At 72.0% G+C, this 17,946-nt stretch carries 17 protein-coding genes, 1 tRNA gene and 1 rRNA gene; 9 read left to right on the forward strand and 10 right to left on the reverse strand.

The features are described from left to right. Both rrf and ABFT23_RS08105 read left to right on the forward strand, forming a co-directional pair. Nucleotides 1-116 (forward strand): 5S ribosomal RNA (gene rrf / locus ABFT23_RS08100). Nucleotides 117-444: 328 nt separating this feature from the next. Next, nucleotides 445-1,113, forward strand: a complete 669-nt coding sequence (locus tag ABFT23_RS08105) for a hypothetical protein (protein WP_347894032.1) — start codon at nucleotides 445-447, stop codon at nucleotides 1,111-1,113. Between the two features lie 27 nt (nucleotides 1,114-1,140). Here the strand turns inward: ABFT23_RS08105 and ABFT23_RS08110 are convergent, their stop codons facing one another. Next, nucleotides 1,141-1,656, reverse strand: coding sequence for a hypothetical protein (locus ABFT23_RS08110; protein ID WP_347894034.1), 516 nt, complete (start codon nucleotides 1,654-1,656; stop codon nucleotides 1,141-1,143). 208 nt (nucleotides 1,657-1,864) lie between these two features. Here ABFT23_RS08110 and ABFT23_RS08115 point away from each other — a divergent pair, with 208 nt between their 5' ends. Further along, entirely contained in the window at nucleotides 1,865-2,368 is a 504-nt protein-coding gene (locus ABFT23_RS08115; RefSeq protein ID WP_347894036.1) for a DUF3145 domain-containing protein, read from the forward strand. 24 nt (nucleotides 2,369-2,392) lie between these two features. On the opposite strand, the gene ABFT23_RS08120 is transcribed toward ABFT23_RS08115, so the two are convergent. The 7 genes from ABFT23_RS08120 to ABFT23_RS08150 form a co-directional block, all read right to left on the reverse strand. Beyond that, nucleotides 2,393-2,824 carry a hypothetical protein gene (locus ABFT23_RS08120; protein ID WP_347894038.1) on the reverse strand — a complete coding sequence of 144 codons (432 nt, stop codon included), beginning with the start codon at nucleotides 2,822-2,824 and terminating at the stop codon, nucleotides 2,393-2,395. Between the two features lie 98 nt (nucleotides 2,825-2,922). Next, the gene (locus ABFT23_RS08125) at nucleotides 2,923-4,359 is read right to left on the reverse strand and encodes an acyl-CoA carboxylase subunit beta (protein WP_347894040.1); all 1,437 of its coding nucleotides are present in this window, start codon (nucleotides 4,357-4,359) and stop codon (nucleotides 2,923-2,925) included. 12 nt (nucleotides 4,360-4,371) lie between these two features. After that, entirely contained in the window at nucleotides 4,372-5,640 is a 1,269-nt protein-coding gene (locus ABFT23_RS08130) for a beta-ketoacyl-[acyl-carrier-protein] synthase family protein (RefSeq protein ID WP_347894042.1), read from the reverse strand. Nucleotide 5,641: 1 nt separating this feature from the next. Next, a complete protein-coding gene (locus ABFT23_RS08135) occupies nucleotides 5,642-5,887 on the reverse strand; it encodes an acyl carrier protein (RefSeq protein WP_347894044.1) in 246 nt (81 codons plus the stop codon). A gap of 71 nt (nucleotides 5,888-5,958) precedes the next feature. Continuing rightward, nucleotides 5,959-6,963, reverse strand: a complete 1,005-nt coding sequence (locus ABFT23_RS08140) for a beta-ketoacyl-ACP synthase III (protein WP_347894046.1) — start codon at nucleotides 6,961-6,963, stop codon at nucleotides 5,959-5,961. Beyond that, entirely contained in the window at nucleotides 6,963-8,147 is a 1,185-nt protein-coding gene (locus ABFT23_RS08145) for an acyltransferase domain-containing protein (protein ID WP_347894048.1), read from the reverse strand. Before ABFT23_RS08145 ends, ABFT23_RS08140 begins: the two co-directional genes overlap by 1 nt. A gap of 91 nt (nucleotides 8,148-8,238) precedes the next feature. Further along, nucleotides 8,239-9,474 (reverse strand): PucR family transcriptional regulator, encoded by a 1,236-nt coding sequence (locus tag ABFT23_RS08150; protein ID WP_347894050.1) that lies wholly within the window; start codon nucleotides 9,472-9,474, stop codon nucleotides 8,239-8,241. Nucleotides 9,475-9,659: 185 nt separating this feature from the next. Between ABFT23_RS08150 and ABFT23_RS08155 the strand changes: the two genes are divergently transcribed. Beyond that, the gene (locus tag ABFT23_RS08155; protein ID WP_347894052.1) at nucleotides 9,660-10,634 is read left to right on the forward strand and encodes an alpha/beta hydrolase family protein; all 975 of its coding nucleotides are present in this window, start codon (nucleotides 9,660-9,662) and stop codon (nucleotides 10,632-10,634) included. A gap of 73 nt (nucleotides 10,635-10,707) precedes the next feature. Here the strand turns inward: ABFT23_RS08155 and aceE are convergent, their stop codons facing one another. Next, nucleotides 10,708-13,431: a pyruvate dehydrogenase (acetyl-transferring), homodimeric type gene (aceE, locus tag ABFT23_RS08160; RefSeq protein ID WP_347895061.1), complete on the reverse strand. Its 2,724-nt coding sequence runs from the start codon at nucleotides 13,429-13,431 to the stop codon at nucleotides 10,708-10,710. Between the two features lie 280 nt (nucleotides 13,432-13,711). On the opposite strand from aceE, the gene ABFT23_RS08165 reads away from it, so the two are divergent. The 4 genes from ABFT23_RS08165 (at nucleotide 13,712) to ABFT23_RS08180 (ending at nucleotide 17,089) form a co-directional block, all read left to right on the forward strand. Beyond that, the gene (locus tag ABFT23_RS08165; RefSeq protein ID WP_347894054.1) at nucleotides 13,712-14,155 is read left to right on the forward strand and encodes a DUF3052 domain-containing protein; all 444 of its coding nucleotides are present in this window, start codon (nucleotides 13,712-13,714) and stop codon (nucleotides 14,153-14,155) included. 258 nt (nucleotides 14,156-14,413) lie between these two features. After that, nucleotides 14,414-16,057, forward strand: coding sequence for an AMP-binding protein (locus ABFT23_RS08170; RefSeq protein WP_347894056.1), 1,644 nt, complete (start codon nucleotides 14,414-14,416; stop codon nucleotides 16,055-16,057). Continuing rightward, nucleotides 16,054-16,527 carry a peroxiredoxin gene (locus tag ABFT23_RS08175; RefSeq protein WP_347894057.1) on the forward strand — a complete coding sequence of 158 codons (474 nt, stop codon included), beginning with the start codon at nucleotides 16,054-16,056 and terminating at the stop codon, nucleotides 16,525-16,527. The genes ABFT23_RS08170 and ABFT23_RS08175 overlap by 4 nt, the downstream gene beginning before the upstream one ends. A 259-nt stretch (nucleotides 16,528-16,786) precedes the next feature. Next, nucleotides 16,787-17,089: a DUF3467 domain-containing protein gene (locus ABFT23_RS08180; RefSeq protein ID WP_347894059.1), complete on the forward strand. Its 303-nt coding sequence runs from the start codon at nucleotides 16,787-16,789 to the stop codon at nucleotides 17,087-17,089. 11 nt (nucleotides 17,090-17,100) lie between these two features. Here ABFT23_RS08180 and ABFT23_RS08185 read toward each other — a convergent pair. Beyond that, nucleotides 17,101-17,175, reverse strand: a tRNA-Val gene (locus tag ABFT23_RS08185). A gap of 57 nt (nucleotides 17,176-17,232) precedes the next feature. Here ABFT23_RS08185 and ABFT23_RS08190 point away from each other — a divergent pair. After that, nucleotides 17,233-17,922 carry a DNA alkylation repair protein gene (locus tag ABFT23_RS08190; RefSeq protein ID WP_347894061.1) on the forward strand — a complete coding sequence of 230 codons (690 nt, stop codon included), beginning with the start codon at nucleotides 17,233-17,235 and terminating at the stop codon, nucleotides 17,920-17,922. Nucleotides 17,923-17,946 lie beyond the last annotated feature (24 nt).

Consider the following 17,946-nt stretch of genomic DNA (forward strand, 5'->3'; position numbering starts at 1 on the left):
ACGGCGGCCATAGCGACAGGGAAACACCCGGTCCCATACCGAACCCGGAAGTTAAGCCTGCCAGCGCCGATGGTACTGCAACCGAGAGGCTGTGGGAGAGTAGGACGCCGCCGGACAAACATTGGGTAGAGGCCACCGAAAGGTGGCCTCTACTCTGTTTTGTACACGTCCGTCCGCCGCCGATGCGGCAAACGGGCACCACACACGTGAAGAGGGAGAACGATCGTGGCCAACGAGCGTGGCTCGCGCCCGCAGGGCGGGCAGTCCGGCGGTAGGTCCGGTCGTCCCGAGCGCAAGCAGGACGACCGACGAGGTGGAGGACGGCCATCGGGCCGCCAGGGCTCCGGCCCCGGGCAACGTCCTCAACGACGTGACGACTGGAAGCGCCCTGCAGACAAGCAGCGAGAGCGCACGGTCGATCAGGCCGTCTACGACGGTCCACCGTTGCCGCCCGAGATCACCGGCGCCGAGCTCGACCGCGCGATCTCGGCGCAGCTGAAGGGCCTGCCCGAGAAGCTGGCGGCCCGCGTCGCTCGGCACCTGGCCGCGGCCGGCGTCCTGGTCGACGACGACCCCGAGACCGCCTACCAGCACACGCTGGCCGCTCGAGCGCGTGCCCCGCGGCTCGCGGTGGTGCGCGAGGCCGCCGGCGAGGCCGCCTACGCCGCAGGTCACTACGCCGAGGCACTGGCCGAGCTGCGCGCCGCGAAGCGCATGAACGGTGCGACTGCCTACCTGCCGATCATGGCCGACTGCCACCGGGCTCTGGGCAACGCCGACCAGGCGCTCAAGCTCGCCAAGAGTCCGTCGGTGGCGAAGTTCGCCCCGGAGGCGAAGGCGGAGATGACGTTGGTCGAGGCGGGTGCCCGTCGTGACCTCGGTCAGCTCGACGCGGCGCTTCGCACGCTCGAGCTCGCGCCCCTCAACAGCAAGAGCCGCCAGGCCTGGGTGGTGCGGCTGCGCTACGCCTACGCCGACACGCTGGTGGCTGCGGGCCGCGAGAAGGACGCCCTGGCGTGGTTCCACCGGACCCACGCCATCGACAGCGAGGAGATCACCGACGCCGCGCAGCGCGCCGATGAGCTCGAGCGCCGTCTCGACGACCTGGTCTGACCGAGGTCCGACCTGCCGCCGGTGGCCTCATCGGGGGAGGATCTGCACGACTGCGCCCGTCCCGGCAGGGAGGGTGGCCCAGTGCAGGTTCTCGCGGAAGGCGAGTCGTACCGGGTCGATCACGGCAACGCCTGGCACCGAGCCGGCGACCTCGACGACGATGCCGTCGCCGGAGCCGAACGTCTGTCCCTCGGGATCCAGCAGCTCGGGGCAGAACACCTCGGGCTCGGTGGTGACCCCGAGGCTGCCGCCGCGGCACAGGTGCGGCGTCAGCGTCACTTGGGAGGTGTTGCTCGTGGCGTGGACCTTGACGCCGGACAGGTGGAGCGTGCGCGTGAACTCCGAACCCGCGGTGAAGACCCCGACGTAGACGGGGGAGCCCACCTTCGTGGAGGCCGGCACCAGGTCCTCGGAGGTCGGCAGCGCCTCAGGAGCACCGGTGCGCCACCAGGCGAGGACAGCGGCCGTGACGAGCAGGACGACGCCGCCGACCAGCAGAGCCTTCGGAGGAGGAGCCATCTCCAGCGTCCCCGTGCCTGGCATGCTGCACACGGTATCCGGCTGGAGGCGCCGTGGCAGACCGCACGCGCCGGGCCCGAACCGGAGTGCTCGTTCGGCTGGTGCTACGGCGTCCCATGCGTCACAATGAAGGCATAACTTCACACGTGTCACTCGTCGGTCCGTCCGTCGATCTCGTGTCGAGCCCGCTGGGGAAGGCGTAGCTCGCGCCGGAGATCGAAGGAGACCCCCCGTGACCACATCCACCACCCGTGGCGTCCTGTTCGTGCACTCGGCGCCGTCCGCGCTGTGCCCGCACGTCGAGTGGGCCGTGGGCGGCGTGCTCGGCGTCCAGGTCAACCCCACGTGGACCCCGCAGCCCGCGCAGTCCGGCACCTACCGTGCCGAGCTGTCGTGGAGCGGCGCCACCGGCTCGGCCGCTGCGATCGCCTCGGCGCTCCGGGGTTGGAACCACCTGCGCTTCGAGGTCACCGAGGACGGGTCGTCGTACGCCGAGGGCGCCCGCTACTCCTACACGCCCGATCTCGGTGTCTTCCACGCGGTGATCGGTCCGCACGGCGACATCATGATCCCCGAGGACCGCCTCAAGGCCGCCGTGGTTCGCTCGGCCCTCGGCGAGGCGATGTTGGAGACCGAGATCGACAAGCTGCTCGGCAAGCCGTGGGACGACGAGCTGGAGACCTTCCGCCACGCCGGCGAGGGCGCGCCGGTGCGCTGGCTGCACCAGGTCGTCTGAGCCCGGCGCCGTCGGCGGCCTCGGTCAGCGCCGCTTCTTCCGGGGCTTGTACAGCTTGAAGTACGTCGGGTCGCTGCGCACGTAGTGCACCTCTCGACCGACGTCGTAGATCATCGTCGAGATCATCTTGAACCGGCCGGGCTTGACGGTGGAGCCGCAGAACGTGACCCTCTCGGTGCCCCTCGTGGGGTCGGCGCCGGCGTCGAGGAGCAGATGGTGGATCCGGAAGCCTCGCGGGGCGTAGATCTGCACCTTGACCGCCCACTCGTCGTTGGGCGGCCGGTAGTCCCAGCGGATCGCGTAGCGGGCGCAGCCGCCCCGCCACTTCTGGTCGGGCGCCGTCGCGAACCCGATGCTGTTGTCGATGCGGATCGCGGCCTGGGCCGGCGGGAGCACGGACGCGGGCAGGGCGAGCAGGCCGACCATCAGGGCGGCGATCGTGAGGCGGCGCACCATCGTGGGTCCTCCGAGAGTCGAGGTCGGTGTGACGTTCGTCAAACGTACAACGCCTCGACGTGACCGGGGTTACGCCGCCGCGACGGTCTCGGGGTCGGTCAGAGGGGGATGTTGCCGTGCGCGCCCCGGCGGACGCCGCCGCTCTGCACGGAGTCGTCGATCGCCCGGGCAATGGCCGAGCGCGTGACGCCGGGGGCCACCACCTCGTCGACCACACCGATCTCGACGGCCTTGTCGACGCCGCCGGCGAGCCGCTCGTGCTCGGCGGCCAGCTCGGCCTCGACCTGGGCGAGCATCTCGGGCGGCACCTCGGCGAGCCGGCGGCGGTGCAGCACCCGGACGGCGGCGACGGCGCCCATGACCGCGACCTCGGCGCCGGGCCACGCGAACACCTTGGTCGCCCCGAGCGAGCGGGAGTTCATGGCGATGTAGGCGCCACCGTAGGTCTTGCGGGTGACCAGCGTGACCCGCGGGACGACGCACTCGCCGAACGCGTGCAGCAGCTTCGCGCCGCGGCGGACGACGCCGTCCCACTCCTGGCCGACGCCCGGCAGGTAGCCGGGGACGTCGACGACGACGACCAGCGGCACGCCGAACGCGTCGCACATGCGCACGAACCGCGAGGCCTTCTCGGCCGAGAGCGAGTCGAGGCAGCCGCCGAGGCGGAGCGGGTTGTTGGCCACCACGCCGACGGTGCGACCGCCGAGACGGCCGAGCGCGGTGACGATGTTGGGTGCCCACCGGGCGTGCAGCTCCTGGGCGGTGCCGTCGTCGAGGAGCTTCTCGACCAGCGGGTGGACGTCGTAGGCGCGCTTCTTCGACTCGGGCAGCACGGCCTCGAGGTCGCGGTCCTCGACGTCGTCGACGACGAGGCTGCCCTGGGAGCCGAGGAGCGAGGCGACGGTGCGCGCTCGGTCGAGCGCCTCGCGCTCGGACTCGGTGAGGATGTGGACGACGCCCGAACGGCGTCCGTGCGGCTCGGGTCCGCCGAGGCGGAGCATGTCGACCGCCTCGCCGGTGACCGAGCGGACGACGTCGGGCCCGGTCACGAAGATCCGACCCTCGGGTCCGAGGATGACGACGTCGGTGAGGGCCGGGCCGTAGGCGGCGCCGCCCGCGGCCGGGCCGAGCACGACGGAGACCTGCGGGATGACCCCGGAGGCCTGCGTCATGATCTGGAAGATGCGGCCGACGGCGTGCAGCGACAGCACGCCCTCGGCCAGCCGCGCACCACCGGAGTGCCACAGCCCGATGATCGGCACCCGATCGGTCATGGCCCGGTGGTAGGCCTCGACGACGACCCGGCAGCCGACGTCGCCCATCGCGCCACCCATCACGGTGGCGTCGGAGCAGAACGCGACGACGCGCGTGCCCTCGACCGTGCCGACGGCGGCGACCATGCCGGAGTCGTCGTCGGGGGTGATCAGCTCGAGCGAGCCGTCGTCGAGCAGGGCCGCGAGCCGGGTGACCGGGTTGCGGGGGTCCTGGTCGCGGGGCAGCTTCGCCGGCTTGGCGGGGGCCTGGGTGACCGTCATGGGTGGGTGCTCCTAGTAGGACGCGAGGACGACGGCGACGTTGGCGCCGCCGAAGCCGAAGGAGTTGTTGAGCGCGGCGATGTCGCCGTCGGGCAGGGCCCGCTTGGTGGTCGCGATGTCGAGCTCGACCTGGGGGTCGAGGTCGTCGAGGTTGATCGTCGGCGGCGACACGCGGTCGCGGATCGCGAGCACGACCGCGACGGCCTCGAGTGCACCGGCGCCGCCGAGCAGGTGCCCGGTCATCGACTTGGTGCTCGTGACGACGACGTCGGAGACCGCCGAGCCGAGCGTGGCGTGCAGCATCAGGCCCTCGGCGATGTCGCCCTGCGGGGTGGACGTCGCGTGCGCGTTGACGTGCTTGATCGCCGACGGGTCGACGTCGGACTCGTGCAGCGCCCGGAGGATCGCGCGGGAGCCGCCACGACCGGCCGGATCGGGCTGGGCGATGTCGTGGGAGTCGGCGGTGATGCCGGCGCCGAGGACCTCGGCGTAGATGTGGGCGCCGCGGGCCTTCGCGTGCTCCTCGGACTCGAGCACCAGGACTCCGGCGCCCTCACCGAGCACGAAGCCGTCGCGGCCGGTGTCCCAGGGGCGGCTGACCGTGGACGGGTCGCGGCCGTCGTCGCCGCTGGCCGTCTTCGACAGGGCCATCATGTTGGCGAACGCGGCCATGGGCAGCGGGTGGATCGCCGCCTCGGTGCCGCCGGCGACGACGACGTCGGCCCGGCCGAGCCGGATCTGGTCGACGGCGAGGGCGATCGCCTCGTTGCCGGAGGCGCAGGCCGAGACCGGGGTGTTGACGGCGGCGCGGGCGCCGACCATCAGGCTGATGTTGGCGGCGGGGCCGTTGGCCATCAGCATCGGGACGGCGAGGGGGGAGACCCGGCGGGGCCCCTTCTCCTTCATCGTGTCGTAGTTGGCGAGCAGCGTCGTGACGCCACCGATGCCGGTGGCCATCGCGACGCCGACCCGGTCGCCGTCGAGGTCGCCGGCTTCTTGGGCGGCGGCGAGGCCGCTGTCGGCCCACGCCTCGGTGGCGGCGACGACGGCCAGCTGCGTGCTGCGGTCGAGCCGGCGGGCCTTGACCCGCTCGAGCACGCCCGTGGGGTCGACCGCCGCAGGCGCGCCGATCTTCACCGCGAGGTCCTCGACCCAGTCGAACTCGAGGGTGCGGACGCCGGAACGCCCGGACAGCATGCCGTCCCAGGTGCTGGAGACGTCGCCGCCGAGGGGGCTGGTGGTGCCGAGGCCGGTGACGACGACGCGCGTGCGGCTACCCATATCAGGCCGACGCGCGCTCGATGTAGGCGACGGCGTCGCCGACGGTCTTGAGGTTCTTGACCTCGTCGTCGGGGATGGTGACGCCGAACTTCTCCTCGGCGGCCACGACGACCTCGACCATGGAGAGCGAGTCGACGTCGAGGTCGTCGACGAACGACTTGTCGAGCTGGACGTCGTCGGGCTCGATGCCCGCGACCTCGTTGACGATCTCGGCGAGGTCGGCGCGGATCTCTTCGGTGGTGGCCATGCTGGTGATCTCCTGTGGTTGGGGTGGTGCGGTCGGACTGGTCGGACTGGTCGGACTGGTGGGCCGGTGGCTCAGGGGACGCGGACGACCTGGGCGGCGTAGGACAGCCCGGCGCCGAAGGCGATGAGCAGGGCCAGGTCGCCGGGGCGGGCCTCGCCCTCCTCGACCATGCGGTGCAGGGCGAGCGGGACCGAGGCGGCCGAGGTGTTGCCCTGGTCGGCGACGTCGCGGGCGATGCGCACCGTGGCGGGCAGCTTCATCGAGCGGGCCATCGCGTCGGTGATGCGCATGTTGGCCTGGTGGGGCACGAAGACGTCGAGGTCGTCGACGGTGATGCCGGCGCGCTCGATGGCCTCGAGCCCGACCTTCGACATGGCGAAGGAGGCCCAGCGGAACACGGCGCTGCCCTGCATGGTCAGCGTCGGCATCACCGGGGAGTCCTCGGCGATGACGTCGCGCCAGTCCTCGGTCTGGCGGATGTAGTCGAACTGCTCGCCGTCGGAGCCCCAGACGGTGGGGCCGATGCCCTCGGTCTCGGACGGTCCGACGACGACGGCGCCCGCACCGTCGGCGAAGATGAAGGCGGTGCCGCGGTCTTCGCGGTTGAGGATGTCGGTGAGCCGCTCGACGCCGATGACCAGCACGTGGCGCGCGCTGCCCGAGCGGACCATGTCTGAGGCGACGCCCACGCCCTGGCAGAAGCCGGCGCACGCCGCGGAGATGTCGAAGGCGACCGGTGCGTCGCAGCCGAGCTCGTGCGCGATGGCCGGTGCGATGGCCGGCGTCTGCATCAGGTGGCTGACGGTGGCGACGACGACGGCGTCGACCTGGGCGGCGTCGATGCCCGCGTGCTCGAGGGCACCGCGCGCCGCGGCGACACTCATCATCTGCACCGACTCGTCGGGACCCGCGAAGCGCCGGGTCTTGATGCCGGAGCGCTGCTGGATCCACTCGTCGCTGCTGTCGATGGCGTCGACGATCTCGGCGTTGGGCACGAGGCGCCGCGGACGGTAGGAGCCGACGCCGAGCACGGCGGCGTGCGCGGAGCCGGACGCCGTGACGAGGGAGGCCGGCATCACTCGACCCCGACCGGGTGCAGGCGCAGCAGCGGCTGGCCGGGGGCGACCGGGTCGCCGTCCTCGACGAGCCACTCGACGACCTGACCGCCGTGCTTGGCGGTGACCGGGATCTTGTCGCCCAGGCGGGCGACGGTGCCGATCTCGACGCCGGCCGCGAGGTCGGCGGACGAGGCGACGTCGGCGCCGATCTCGAAGATGCCCTTGGCGGGCGAGACGACCATGCGCCACGTCGGGGTGACGTCGATGAGGCTGCCCTCGCCGTGCTTGGCGCAGAAGGCACGGGCGTCGTCGAGCTGGTCGGGGGTCTTGAGGGCGAACGTCTCGACGCCCTTGAGGGCGCGCTTGGCGATGCCGGTGAGGGTGCCGGCCGGTGGCATCTCCAAGATGCCGGTGACGCCGAGGTCGGCCATCGTCTCGAGGCAGAGGTCCCACCGGACCGGGCTGGCGATCTGGCCGACCAGGCGCTTGAGCACCTCGCGGCCGTCGTGGATCACCTGGCCGTCGCGGTTGGAGATGAGGGGGATGCGCGGGTCGTGGGTCGAGACCGACATCGCCAGGCGGGCGACGTGACCCACGGCCGGTGCCATGTGCTCGGTGTGGAACGCACCGGCGACCGACAGCGGCATCAGGCGTGCCTTGGCGGGCGGGTCGGCCTTGAACGCCTCGAGCTGCTGGAGCGTGCCCGCGGCCACGATCTGGCCGGGGCCGTTGTCGTTGGCCGCGGTCAGCCCGTGACGCTCGATGGCGGCGAGGACCTCGTCGCGGTCGCCGCCCAGGACGGCGGTCATGCCCGTGGGCGTGGCCGCGGCGGCGTCGGCCATGGCGTTGCCGCGCTCGCGCACCAGCACCATCGCCTGCTCGGCCGTGATGGCCCGCGAGCCGACCGCGGCGACGAGCTCGCCGACGCTGTGGCCGGCCACGGCGCCGACCTGGCCGAAACCGTCGGCCGGGTGCGGGAAGAGCTCGAGCACGGCGACCAGGGCGGTGCCCACGAGCAGCGGCTGGGCGATGCGCGTGTCACGGATGGTGTCGGCATCGGACAGGGTCCCGTGGTGGGCGAGATCGATGCCCGCCACCGTCGAGAGCCAGTGGAGACGCGAGGCGAACACGTCGTCCTCGAGCCAGGGAGTCAGGAAACCAGGGGTTTGGGCCCCTTGCCCGGGGGCGACGATGACCAGCACGAGCTCTACTCTGCCGGTCGGACGGGTCGGATCGCGCAATCGACGCGGACGAATCTGCCCCCGAGATTTTTGTCGGGTTCCTACAACCGGCTCACGAACCGCCCGATACCTGGGCGGGTATGCGGCCGGACTGTCGCCCGAGCACGAGCGCGACCTGGAGCGCGAATGCGTCGCGCGGCTGGCTCGGGGCGAAGCCGGTCAGCTCGCCCACCTGGCGCATGCGGTAGCGCACCGTGTTGGGGTGCACGAACAGGGCGCGGGCCGTGCCCTCGACCGAACCGCCCTGGGCCAGGTAGGCGGCCAGGGACTCGGCGAGGCCGCCGCGGGCGGCCACGAGCGGCAGGTAGACCTCCTCCACCAGGTGCCGCCGGGCGTGCCCGTCGCCGGCGAGCGCCCGCTCGGGCAGCAGCTCCGAGCTCAGCACCGGCCGCGGTGCGTCGGGCCAGCCCGCGGCCGCCCGGTGCGCCGCCAGGGCGGCCCGCGCCGACACGTAGGCCCGACCGAGCGTCTCGGCCACCGGCCCGACGACGACCGGGCCGTCGCCGAAACGGCCGGCCAGCAGCGTGGCGGCGGGCCGCGGGTCGCGGACGCCGCCGAGCAGCACCACCAGCCGGTCGCCCTGCGTCGCGCACAGGGCGTCCATCCCGGCCTCGCGCGCGACGCGCCGGACCTCGTCGAACAGGTCGGCGCCGGTACGACGTGCGGGCATCGCGCCGAGCACGACGGCGACGTCGCCGTTGGCCGACCACCCCAGGGCGCTGGCGCGCGAGAGCATCGTCTCGTCGGTCTCGGCGCGCAGCACGGCGTCGACGACGAGTGCCTCGAGGCGGGCGTCCCAGGCGCCGCGCATCTCGGCGGCGCGGGCGTAGACCTCCGCGGTGGCGAAGGCGATCTCCCGGGCGTAGCGCAGGATGGCCGCCCGGACGTCGTCGACGTCGTCGACGTCGACGACCTGGTCGACGTCGCGTTCGACCACCTCGATCGACAGCCGCACCAGGTCGACCGTCTGCTGCAGGCTGATGGTGCCGGTCAGGGCCCGCGGCGCCGCGCCGAAGACCGACGCCGCGACGGCGAAGGACGCCGTGGGGTCGGCGTCGCCGTCGCCGTCGTCCTGGTCGGCGATCTCGCCGTACCAGTCGACGAACGCCTTGACGCCGGCCTGCACGATCTGGCCGACCCAGGACCGCTCGTCGGCGCTGAGGTCACGGAACCAGGGCAGCTCGGCGTCCATGCGGGTGGTGGCCGAGGTGCTGAGCGATCCGCTGGCACGCACGAGCGCCCGCGCGGCGCGGCGACGCGACGGGGATGCGGGTCGCGAGGCAGCCACGAGGTCAAAGTTAGCCCCGCGGGGGCCGCCGGCGACGGTCGGTACCGACGGACGGGCGGCCGTCGCCGGTGCCGACCGCCGCCCGTATCCTCCAGAACGACTCAAGGTCGGACGGCCGGTACGAGCGGCGTGGTTGAATCTCGAACCAGTCGCCGCGGCTGCGCACCGCAAGGGAGGTTCACGACGTGTCCGAGCACGACGTCCAGTTCGTCACGATCCACGGTCACCGTCGAGCCTTCGTGAAGGTCGGCAGCGGTCCCGCCCTGCTGCTCCTGCACGGCCTCGGGTGCGACCACACCACGTGGTCGCCGGTCATCGACGCCCTCGCCAAGCGCTACACCGTGATCGCCCCCGACCTGCTCGGCCACGGCCGCTCGGCCAAGCCGCGCGCCGACTACAGCGTCGGCGGCTACGCCAACGGCATGCGCGACCTGCTCACGCTGCTCGGCATCGACAAGGTCACCGTCGTGGGGCACAGCTTCGGCGGCGGCGTCGCCATGCAGTTCGCCTACCAGTTCCCCGAGCGCACCGAGCGGATGATGCTCGTCGCCTCCGGTGGACTCGGCCCGGAGGTCACCCCGGCGATCAGGGCGGTCACCACGCCCGGCTTCCACCAGGCCATGGGGCTGCTGACGCTGCCCGGCGTCCGCCACCTCGGTGTCGCCGGCCTCAAGGCCGCCTCGGCCACCGGGCTCAAGGCCGCCCGCGACCTCGGCGAGGTCGCCGAGATCTACGACTCGTTCAAGGACCCGCACGCCCGCGCCGCGATCCGCCACGTCGTCCGTGCCGTCGTCGACTGGAAGGGCCAGATCGTCACGATGGCCGACCGCGCCTACCTCACCGACGCCATGCCCATGGCCGTCGTCTGGGGCGACGGCGACCAGGTCATCCCGGTCGCCCACGCCGCCAACGCCGCGGCCCTCGCGCCCAAGGCGCGGGTCGAGGTGCTGCCCAACGCCGGCCACTTCCCGCACAAGGACCACCCCGAGCGGTTCGCCCGCATCGTGCACGACTTCGTGCGCACCACCCGTCCGGCCGCCTACTCGCGAGCCAAGTGGCGCGGCCTGATGCGCGCCGGCATCGCCGGCCCCGCGCCGTCCACCGTGCTCAACGAGGGCGGCACGGTCGCCGACCTGCGCCGGGCCGCCACCACCGCCTGAACGGGCCCCGACGCAGAAGCACCCCGGCGCCGGCCGGGGTGCTCCTGTGCAGTGGTGTGCGGTGCGGTGACGCTCAGGCGTCGCCGCCCTCCTGCTTGACGCCGGAGACGGCCGTCGGGTCGTCGATGCGGTACTGCGCCAGGGCCTTGGCGACCAGGGCCGGGTCGATCTCGCCGGCGTCGGCGAGCGCCTGCAGCGACCGGACGACGACCGACTGGGCGTCGATCTTGAAGAAGCGACGCGCGGCCGGACGGGTGTCGGCGAAGCCGAAGCCGTCGGCACCGAGCACGCAGTAGTCGCCCGGGACCCACCGGGCGATCTGCAGCGGGACGGCGGCCATGTAGTCGGACACCGCGATGAACGGTCCGCCGGCGCCGTCGAGCTTGGTCGTCACGTAAGGCACGCGCGGGTCGTCGTCGGGGTGGAGGAGGTTGTGGTCCTCGGCGGCCACGGCGTCGCGGGCCAGCTCGTTCCACGACGTGACCGACCAGGTGTCGGCCTGCACGCCCCACTCCTCGGACAGCAGGCGCGCGGCCTCGTCGATCCACGGGTAGCCGACGCCGGAGGCCATCAGCTGCACGCGCGGGCCCTCGCCCGAGGCGGTCGAGACCTGGTGGATGCCCTTGAGGATGCCCTCGACGTCGACGCCGTCGGGCTCGACCGGCTGGGTGACCGGCTCGTTGTAGACGGTGACGTAGAAGATCACGTCTTCGGCGTTCTCGCCGTACATGCGTTGCAGACCCGACTGCATGACGTGCGCGACCTCGTAGCTGAACGCCGGGTCGTAGTGGACGACGGCCGGGTTGGTCGCGGCCAGCAGCGGCGAGTGGCCGTCGGCGTGCTGCAGGCCCTCGCCGGTCAGCGTGGTGCGACCGGCCGTGGCGCCGATGAGGAAGCCCCGGGCGAGCTGGTCGGCCATGGCCCACACGGAGTCGCCCGTGCGCTGGAAGCCGAACATCGAGTAGAAGATGTAGAACGGGATCATCGGCTCGCCGTGCGTGCTGTACGACGAACCGGCGGCGATCGCCGAGCCCATCGCGCCGGCCTCAGAGATGCCCTCGTGCAGCATCTGCCCCGACGTCGACTCGGTGTACTTCAGCAGCAGCTTGCGGTCGACCGACTCGTACTGCTGACCGCCCGGGTTGTAGACCTTCGCGCTCGGGAACATGGAGTCCATGCCGAACGTGCGGTACTCGTCGGGCGCGATCGGGACGACGCGCCGGCCGATCTCGGGGTCCTTCATCCAGTCGCGCAGCAGCCGGACGACGGCCATCGTGGTGGCGACCTTGTTCTTGCCGCCGCCCTTCTTGAGCTCGCTGTAGACGGCGTCGCCGGGCAGCTTGAGCGGCTTGGCCGCGACCCGACGGCTCGGCAGCGAGCCGCCGAGCTCCTCGCGCCGGTGCATCATGTACTCGATCTCGGGCGAGTCGGCGCCGGGGTGGAAGAACGGTGCCGAGCCGGTCTCCTCGTAGGAGCGCTCGAGGTCGCGGTCGCTGATCGGCAGGTAGAGCCGGTCGCGGAAGCGCTTGAGGTCGTCGGGGGTGAGCTTCTTCATCTGGTGCGTGGCGTTCTTGCCCTCGAGGGCGTCGATCGTCCAGCCCTTGATGGTCTTGGCCAGGATGACGGTCGGCTGACCGACGTGCTTGCTGGCGGCGTCGAACGCGGCGTAGACCTTGCGGTAGTCGTGGCCGCCGCGCGGCAGCTTCTGGATCTGGCTGTCGCTCATGTGCTCGACCATGGCCTGCAGGCGCGGGTCGGGGCCGAAGAAGTTCTCGCGCACGTAGCCGCCGCCCTCGACCGAGTAGGTCTGGAAGGCGCCGTCGGGGGTGCTGTTCATCTTGTTGACGAGGACGCCGTCGACGTCGCGGGCGAGCAGGTCGTCCCAGCCCTGGCCCCAGATGACCTTGATGACGTTCCAGCCCGCGCCGCGGAAGTTGGCCTCGAGCTCCTGGATGATCTTGCCGTTGCCGGTGACCGGGCCGTCGAGCTGCTGCAGGTTGCAGTTGACGACCCAGGTGAGGTTGTCGAGCTCCTCGCGGGCCGCCACGCGGATCGCGCCGAGCGACTCGGGCTCGGCCATCTCGCCGTCGCCGAGGAAGGCGTAGACGTTCTGCTGGCTGGTGTCCTTGACGCCGCGGTTGTGCAGGTAGCGGTTGAACCGCGCCTGGTAGATCGAGTGCAGGGCGGTGAGGCCCATGGAGACCGTGGGGAACTCCCAGAACTCCGGCATCAGGCGCGGGTGGGGGTAGGACGACAGGCCCTGCCCGGTGCCGTGCTGCACCTCCTGGCGGAAGCGGTAGAGCTGCTGCTCGGACAGCCGACCCTCGAGGAACGCGCGGGCGTAGATGCCCGGGGACGCATGACCCTGGATGAAGACCTGGTCGCCGCCGCCGGCGTGGTCCTTGCCCCGGAAGAAGTGGTTGAAGCCGACCTCGTACAGGCTGGCCGACGACTGGTAGGTGGCGATGTGGCCGCCGACCTCGAGGCCCTTGCGGTTGGCGCTCGAGACCATGACGGCGGCGTTCCAGCGCAGGAACGCCCGGATGCGCTGCTCGACCTCGTAGTCGCCGGGGAACCACGGCTCGCGCTCGGGCGGGATGGTGTTGATGTAGTCGGTGGAGCGCAGGGCCGGCACGCCGACCTGCGTCTCACGGGCCCGTTCGAGCAGCCGGAGCATGACGTAGCGCGCGCGATCACGCCCGCGCTCGTCGAGCATCGCGTCGAAGCTGTCGAGCCAGTCCTGGGTCTCGTCGGGATCGATGTCAGGCAGCTGGGTCGGCAGGCCTTCGTGGATCACCGCGCGGGATCCCGTGGTCCGGGGCGTCGCGCTCGTCTGGTCGGGGGTGCTGGGGGAGGAGGATGTCTCGCCGCTCACCTGCCCATCGTTGCACGCGCGAGAGGGTCGGAAAACGCGGCGCGATTACCTGCCGGTAGCCGCCGAGTCGGCCGCTGGTCGCCCACAGGTCGGCTCCGGCGCTTGCGGCGGACGCCCATCTCCGGTGGACTACGCCCCAAACAATCATCAGGCGCCCGGTCCGACCGACGCCTGGCAACGTCTGAACCTGTGGAGGAACCTCGTGAGCGCGACCGCCGGTGGCGGCACCACCCAGGCTGGCAACAGCCAGTCCGGCCCGGCCGAGAGGCTCGGCTTCAGCAAAGGCATGGTCGTGCAGGAGCTCGGCTGGGACAACGACACCGACGACGACCTGCGGGTCGCCATCGAGGACGCCATCGACGCGGACATGGTCGACGGCGACTACGGCAACGTGGTCGACTCCGTCGTCCTGTGGTGGCGTGACGACGACGGCGACCTCGTCGACGGGCTCGTCGAGGCCCTCACCGACCTCGTCGGCGGTGGCGTGATCTGGCTGCTGACGCCGAAGATCGGCCGGCCGAACGCCGTCGACGCCTCCGACATCTCCGAGGCCGCACCGATCGCCGGGCTGTCGCAGACGACGACCGCGGTGGTCAGCAAGGACTGGGCGGCCAGCCGCTTGGTCGCGCCACGCACCCGTTCCTGACGCCGTCGCGCGCCTGTCGCCGCGGGCCCGACGGGCCTGGTGCTCGCTGCCGCAGTGTCGGCGGCGGGCCCGACCGGCTCTGAAGGCGCACGACGTCGTCGCGCGCCGTGTGGACCGGTCGTCTCGTGGTCGGGGCGCCGTCGGGCGGTCGCCCCGTCGCCGAGCCGTGGCAGCGCCGGCCGAGCCCGCCTTTTCCGCCAGCTCGGCGAGACATCGGTCACCCGCTCGATGCCCGTTCGACGGTCTAGGGTGTGCTCCGTGCTCACGAAGTTGACCTCCGGTGCCGCCTCGGCCGGCACCGCGTTGAAGGTGCTCGGAGGCGCGGGCGTCATCCGGCCCTACTCGCCGCGCACGCTCGTCAGGCTGGCCCGCACGCTCAAGGCGTGGGGCACCGGCCCGGCCGGCGGCTTCACCTCGCTGGCCCTGCGGGTGCCCGACCAGGTCGGCATCGTCGACGAGCTCGGCGAACTCACGTGGGGCGAGCTGCACCGGCGCTCCAACGCGCTCGCCCACGCACTGCGCGAGCTCGGCGTCGGCGAGGGCGACGGGGTCGCGATCATGGCCCGCAACCACCGCGGGTTCGTCGACGCCAGCATCGCCGTGGCCAAGCTCGGCGCCGACATCATCTACCTCAACACCGCCTTCGCCGGCCCCCAGCTGGTCGAGGTGCTCGAGCGCGACCAGCCGAGGGTGCTGATCCACGACGAGGAGTTCACCGACCTCGTCGCCGACGCCTCGGTCGACGTCCGGGTGCTCGCCTGGACCGAGGCGGGGGAGGGTGCAGCGGCCTCCGACGACGACGTGGCGACGCTCGAGCAGCTGATCGAGCAGAACATCGACCAGCGGGGCGGTGTCGACCTCGAGCCGCCGTCGCGGCACGGGCGCCTGATCATCCTCACCTCGGGCACCACGGGCACGCCCAAGGGCGCCCCGCGCAGCGAGGCCGGCGTCGAGGCCGCCGTGGCGCTGCTCGGCTCGATCCCGCTCCGGGCCGGTCAGCGGGTGCACATCGCCGCGCCCCTGTTCCACACCTGGGGCTACGCCCACCTGGCCCTGTCGATGCTGCTCGGCTCCACCGTCGTCCTGCGCCGCAAGTTCGACCCCGAGGGCTTCTTGAAGACCCTCGACGACGAGCGCTGCGAGGCGGCCGCCGTCATCCCGGTGATGCTCCAGCGGGTGCTGGCCCTGCCGAAGGACGTCCAGGACGCCTACCGCTTGCCCCGGCTCGCCGTCGTCGCGAGCTCGGGGTCGGCGCTGCCGGGCGACCTCGCGACCACCTGGATGGACCGCTTCGGCGACAACCTCTACTCCACCTACGGCTCGACCGAGGTGGCCTACGCCGCCATCGCCGGCCCCGACGACCTGCGCGAGAACCCCGGCACCGCCGGCCGGCCGCCGCACGCGACGACGGTGAAGATCCTCGACGAGAACGGCCAGGAGGTGCCGAACGGCACGCCGGGCCGGATCTTCGTCGGCAACGGTCTGCTGTTCGAGGGCTACACCGGCGGCGGCCACAAGGAGGTCGTCGACGGACTCATGTCGTCGGGCGACGTCGGCCGGTTCGGCGACGACGGCCGGCTCTACATCGAGGGCCGCGACGACGAGATGATCGTCTCCGGAGGCGAGAACGTCTTCCCCAAGGAGGTCGAGGACTGCATCGCCCGCCACGACGCCGTCACCGAGGTGGCCGCGGTGGGCGTCGACGACGACGACTTCGGCAAGCGCCTGCGGGCCTTCGTCGTCGTCACCGCCGACGCCGACGTCGACGAGGACGACCTCAAGGGCTGGGTGAAGGAGAACCTCGCGCGCTACAAGGTGCCGCGCGAGATCGTGTTCCTGGACGAGCTGCCGCGCAACGCCACCGGCAAGGTCCTCAAGCGAGAGCTGGCCGAGCAAGAGTGACCGGACTCGAGATCGGGGGCCCGGCCCCCGACTTCACGCTGCGCGACCAGTTCGGTCAGGACGTCACCCTCTCGGCGTTCCGGGGCCGCAAGGCCGTCGCGATCCTCTTCTACCCGTTCGCCTTCTCGGGGGTGTGCACCGGGGAGATGTCCGGCATCCGCGACCGGCTCGACGAGTTCCTGACCTTCGACACCGAGGTCCTCGGCATCTCCTGCGACCCGATGTTCGCCCAGCGCGCGTTCGCCGACCAGGACGGCCTCAACTTCCCGCTCCTGAGCGACTTCTGGCCGCACGGCGAGGTCACCCGCGCCTACGGGGTGCTCGACGAGCGCCGCGGGTGCCCGCTGCGGTCGTCGTACGTCGTCGACCGCGAGGGCGTCGTCCGGTGGGCCGTGCACAACCCGGGCGCCCAGGCGCGCGACCTCGACGAGCACCTCGTGCAGCTGCGCGAGATGGCCCGCAATGACTAGGCCGGCTAGTCCTCCCGGATGAGATCTCGACGAGGGCGTTGACCCTCGGTCGGGCCCGGGTAGAGTTCTACCTGTTGAACCGCTGGTGACCCGAGACGCCAGCGGTTCAATTCTTTTTCCACCACTCGTGCCTATCGGCGCGGGCATGGGTGGAGCCCGCACCGGTCACCCCCACGGAAGCCGGCACGGGCCCCGACGTGGTTCGGAACCGCAGCGGGCCCGGATGGGGGCGCTTTCGTGCGGGCGGCAGACTGGCGGCATGACCGACGAGCAGCTCGCCCCCGCCTTCAACATCTCGATCCCGCCCGAGCAGCTCGAGGGGCACTACGCCGACTTCGCGAGCGTGTGGCACAACAACGAGACCTTCATCCTCGACTTCGTCTCGATGAGTCGTCCGCCGACCCCGCACACCACCGACGACGGCGGCCAGGTCGCCCGCATCGACGCCCAGGTCGTCACCCGCGTCCGCATCCCGGCCGCACAGGTGTGGGAGGTCATGAAGGCGCTGCAGGCCCAGCTCGGCCAGTGGGAGCGGGAGAACCCGGGCCGCAAGCTCGACTAGCGAGGTGCCGGTGGTGGGCGCGGAGGGGATCGAACCCCCGACCACTTCGTTGTAAGCGAAGCGCTCTACCGCTGAGCTACACGCCCGGTGCGCCGTGAGGCGACGGCACAGCCTACAAAGACCCGAGCCGTTACGGTCGATCGGTGGCCGCCGACGTGGACTTCGTGCACGAGGTGCGAGCCACGCTGGCGGCGTCCGGCGACCCGGGACGCGCCGCGCGGCAGCAGGCCTACATGAAGTCGGCCCTGCCGTTCCACGGCCTCTCCGCGCCGCAGCTCACGGTGGCGCTGCAGCCCCTGCTGGCGGTGGACGCGCCGGCCGACCGGGCCGTGCACGAGGCGACCGTCCGCCGACTCTGGGACGACGCCACCCACCGCGAGGAGTGGTACGCCGCCATCGCGCTCATGCGGCTGCGCCGGCTCCGCTCGTGGCTTGACCCCGAGGCGCTGCCGCTGCTGCGACACCTCGTGGTCACCGGGGCGTGGTGGGACGTCGTCGACGACGTCGCGACCCACCCGGTGGCCGACGTCCTCACAGGGCACCGGGGCGACGTCACCGCGACGATGCGGGCGTGGGCCGTCGACGACGACCCGTGGGTGCGCCGGACGGCGGTGCTCTGCCAGGTCGGGGCGAGGGACGCGACCGACCGCGACCTGCTGCGGCACGCGATCGAGGCCAACGCCGCCGACCCGACCAACTGGTTGCGCAAGGCGATCGGGTGGGCGCTGCGCGACTACGCCCGCACCGATCCCGTCTGGGTGCGGGCCGAGGTCGACCGGCTCGGCGAGCGGCTCAGCGGCCTGTCGCGACGAGAGGCGCTCAAGCGCATGTGAGCCTCGTGAGAGCCATGAGAGACC

It is taken from the genome of Nocardioides secundeburneus (assembly GCF_039939255.1).
Taxonomy (GTDB): domain Bacteria; phylum Actinomycetota; class Actinomycetes; order Propionibacteriales; family Nocardioidaceae; genus Nocardioides.

What these genes read in the sequence shown, in the direction of transcription:
- ABFT23_RS08110 (WP_347894034.1), bottom strand. Translation starts at nt 1,656, where the DNA reads ATGCCAGGCACGGGGACGCTGGAGATGGCTCCTCCTCCGAAGGCTCTG.
- ABFT23_RS08120 (WP_347894038.1), bottom strand. Translation starts at nt 2,824, where the DNA reads ATGGTGCGCCGCCTCACGATCGCCGCCCTGATGGTCGGCCTGCTCGCC.
- ABFT23_RS08125 (WP_347894040.1), bottom strand. Translation starts at nt 4,359, where the DNA reads ATGACGGTCACCCAGGCCCCCGCCAAGCCGGCGAAGCTGCCCCGCGAC.
- ABFT23_RS08130 (WP_347894042.1), bottom strand. Translation starts at nt 5,640, where the DNA reads ATGGGTAGCCGCACGCGCGTCGTCGTCACCGGCCTCGGCACCACCAGC.
- ABFT23_RS08135 (WP_347894044.1), bottom strand. Translation starts at nt 5,887, where the DNA reads ATGGCCACCACCGAAGAGATCCGCGCCGACCTCGCCGAGATCGTCAAC.
- ABFT23_RS08140 (WP_347894046.1), bottom strand. Translation starts at nt 6,963, where the DNA reads ATGCCGGCCTCCCTCGTCACGGCGTCCGGCTCCGCGCACGCCGCCGTG.
- ABFT23_RS08180 (WP_347894059.1), top strand. Translation starts at nt 16,787, where the DNA reads ATGACCGACGAGCAGCTCGCCCCCGCCTTCAACATCTCGATCCCGCCC.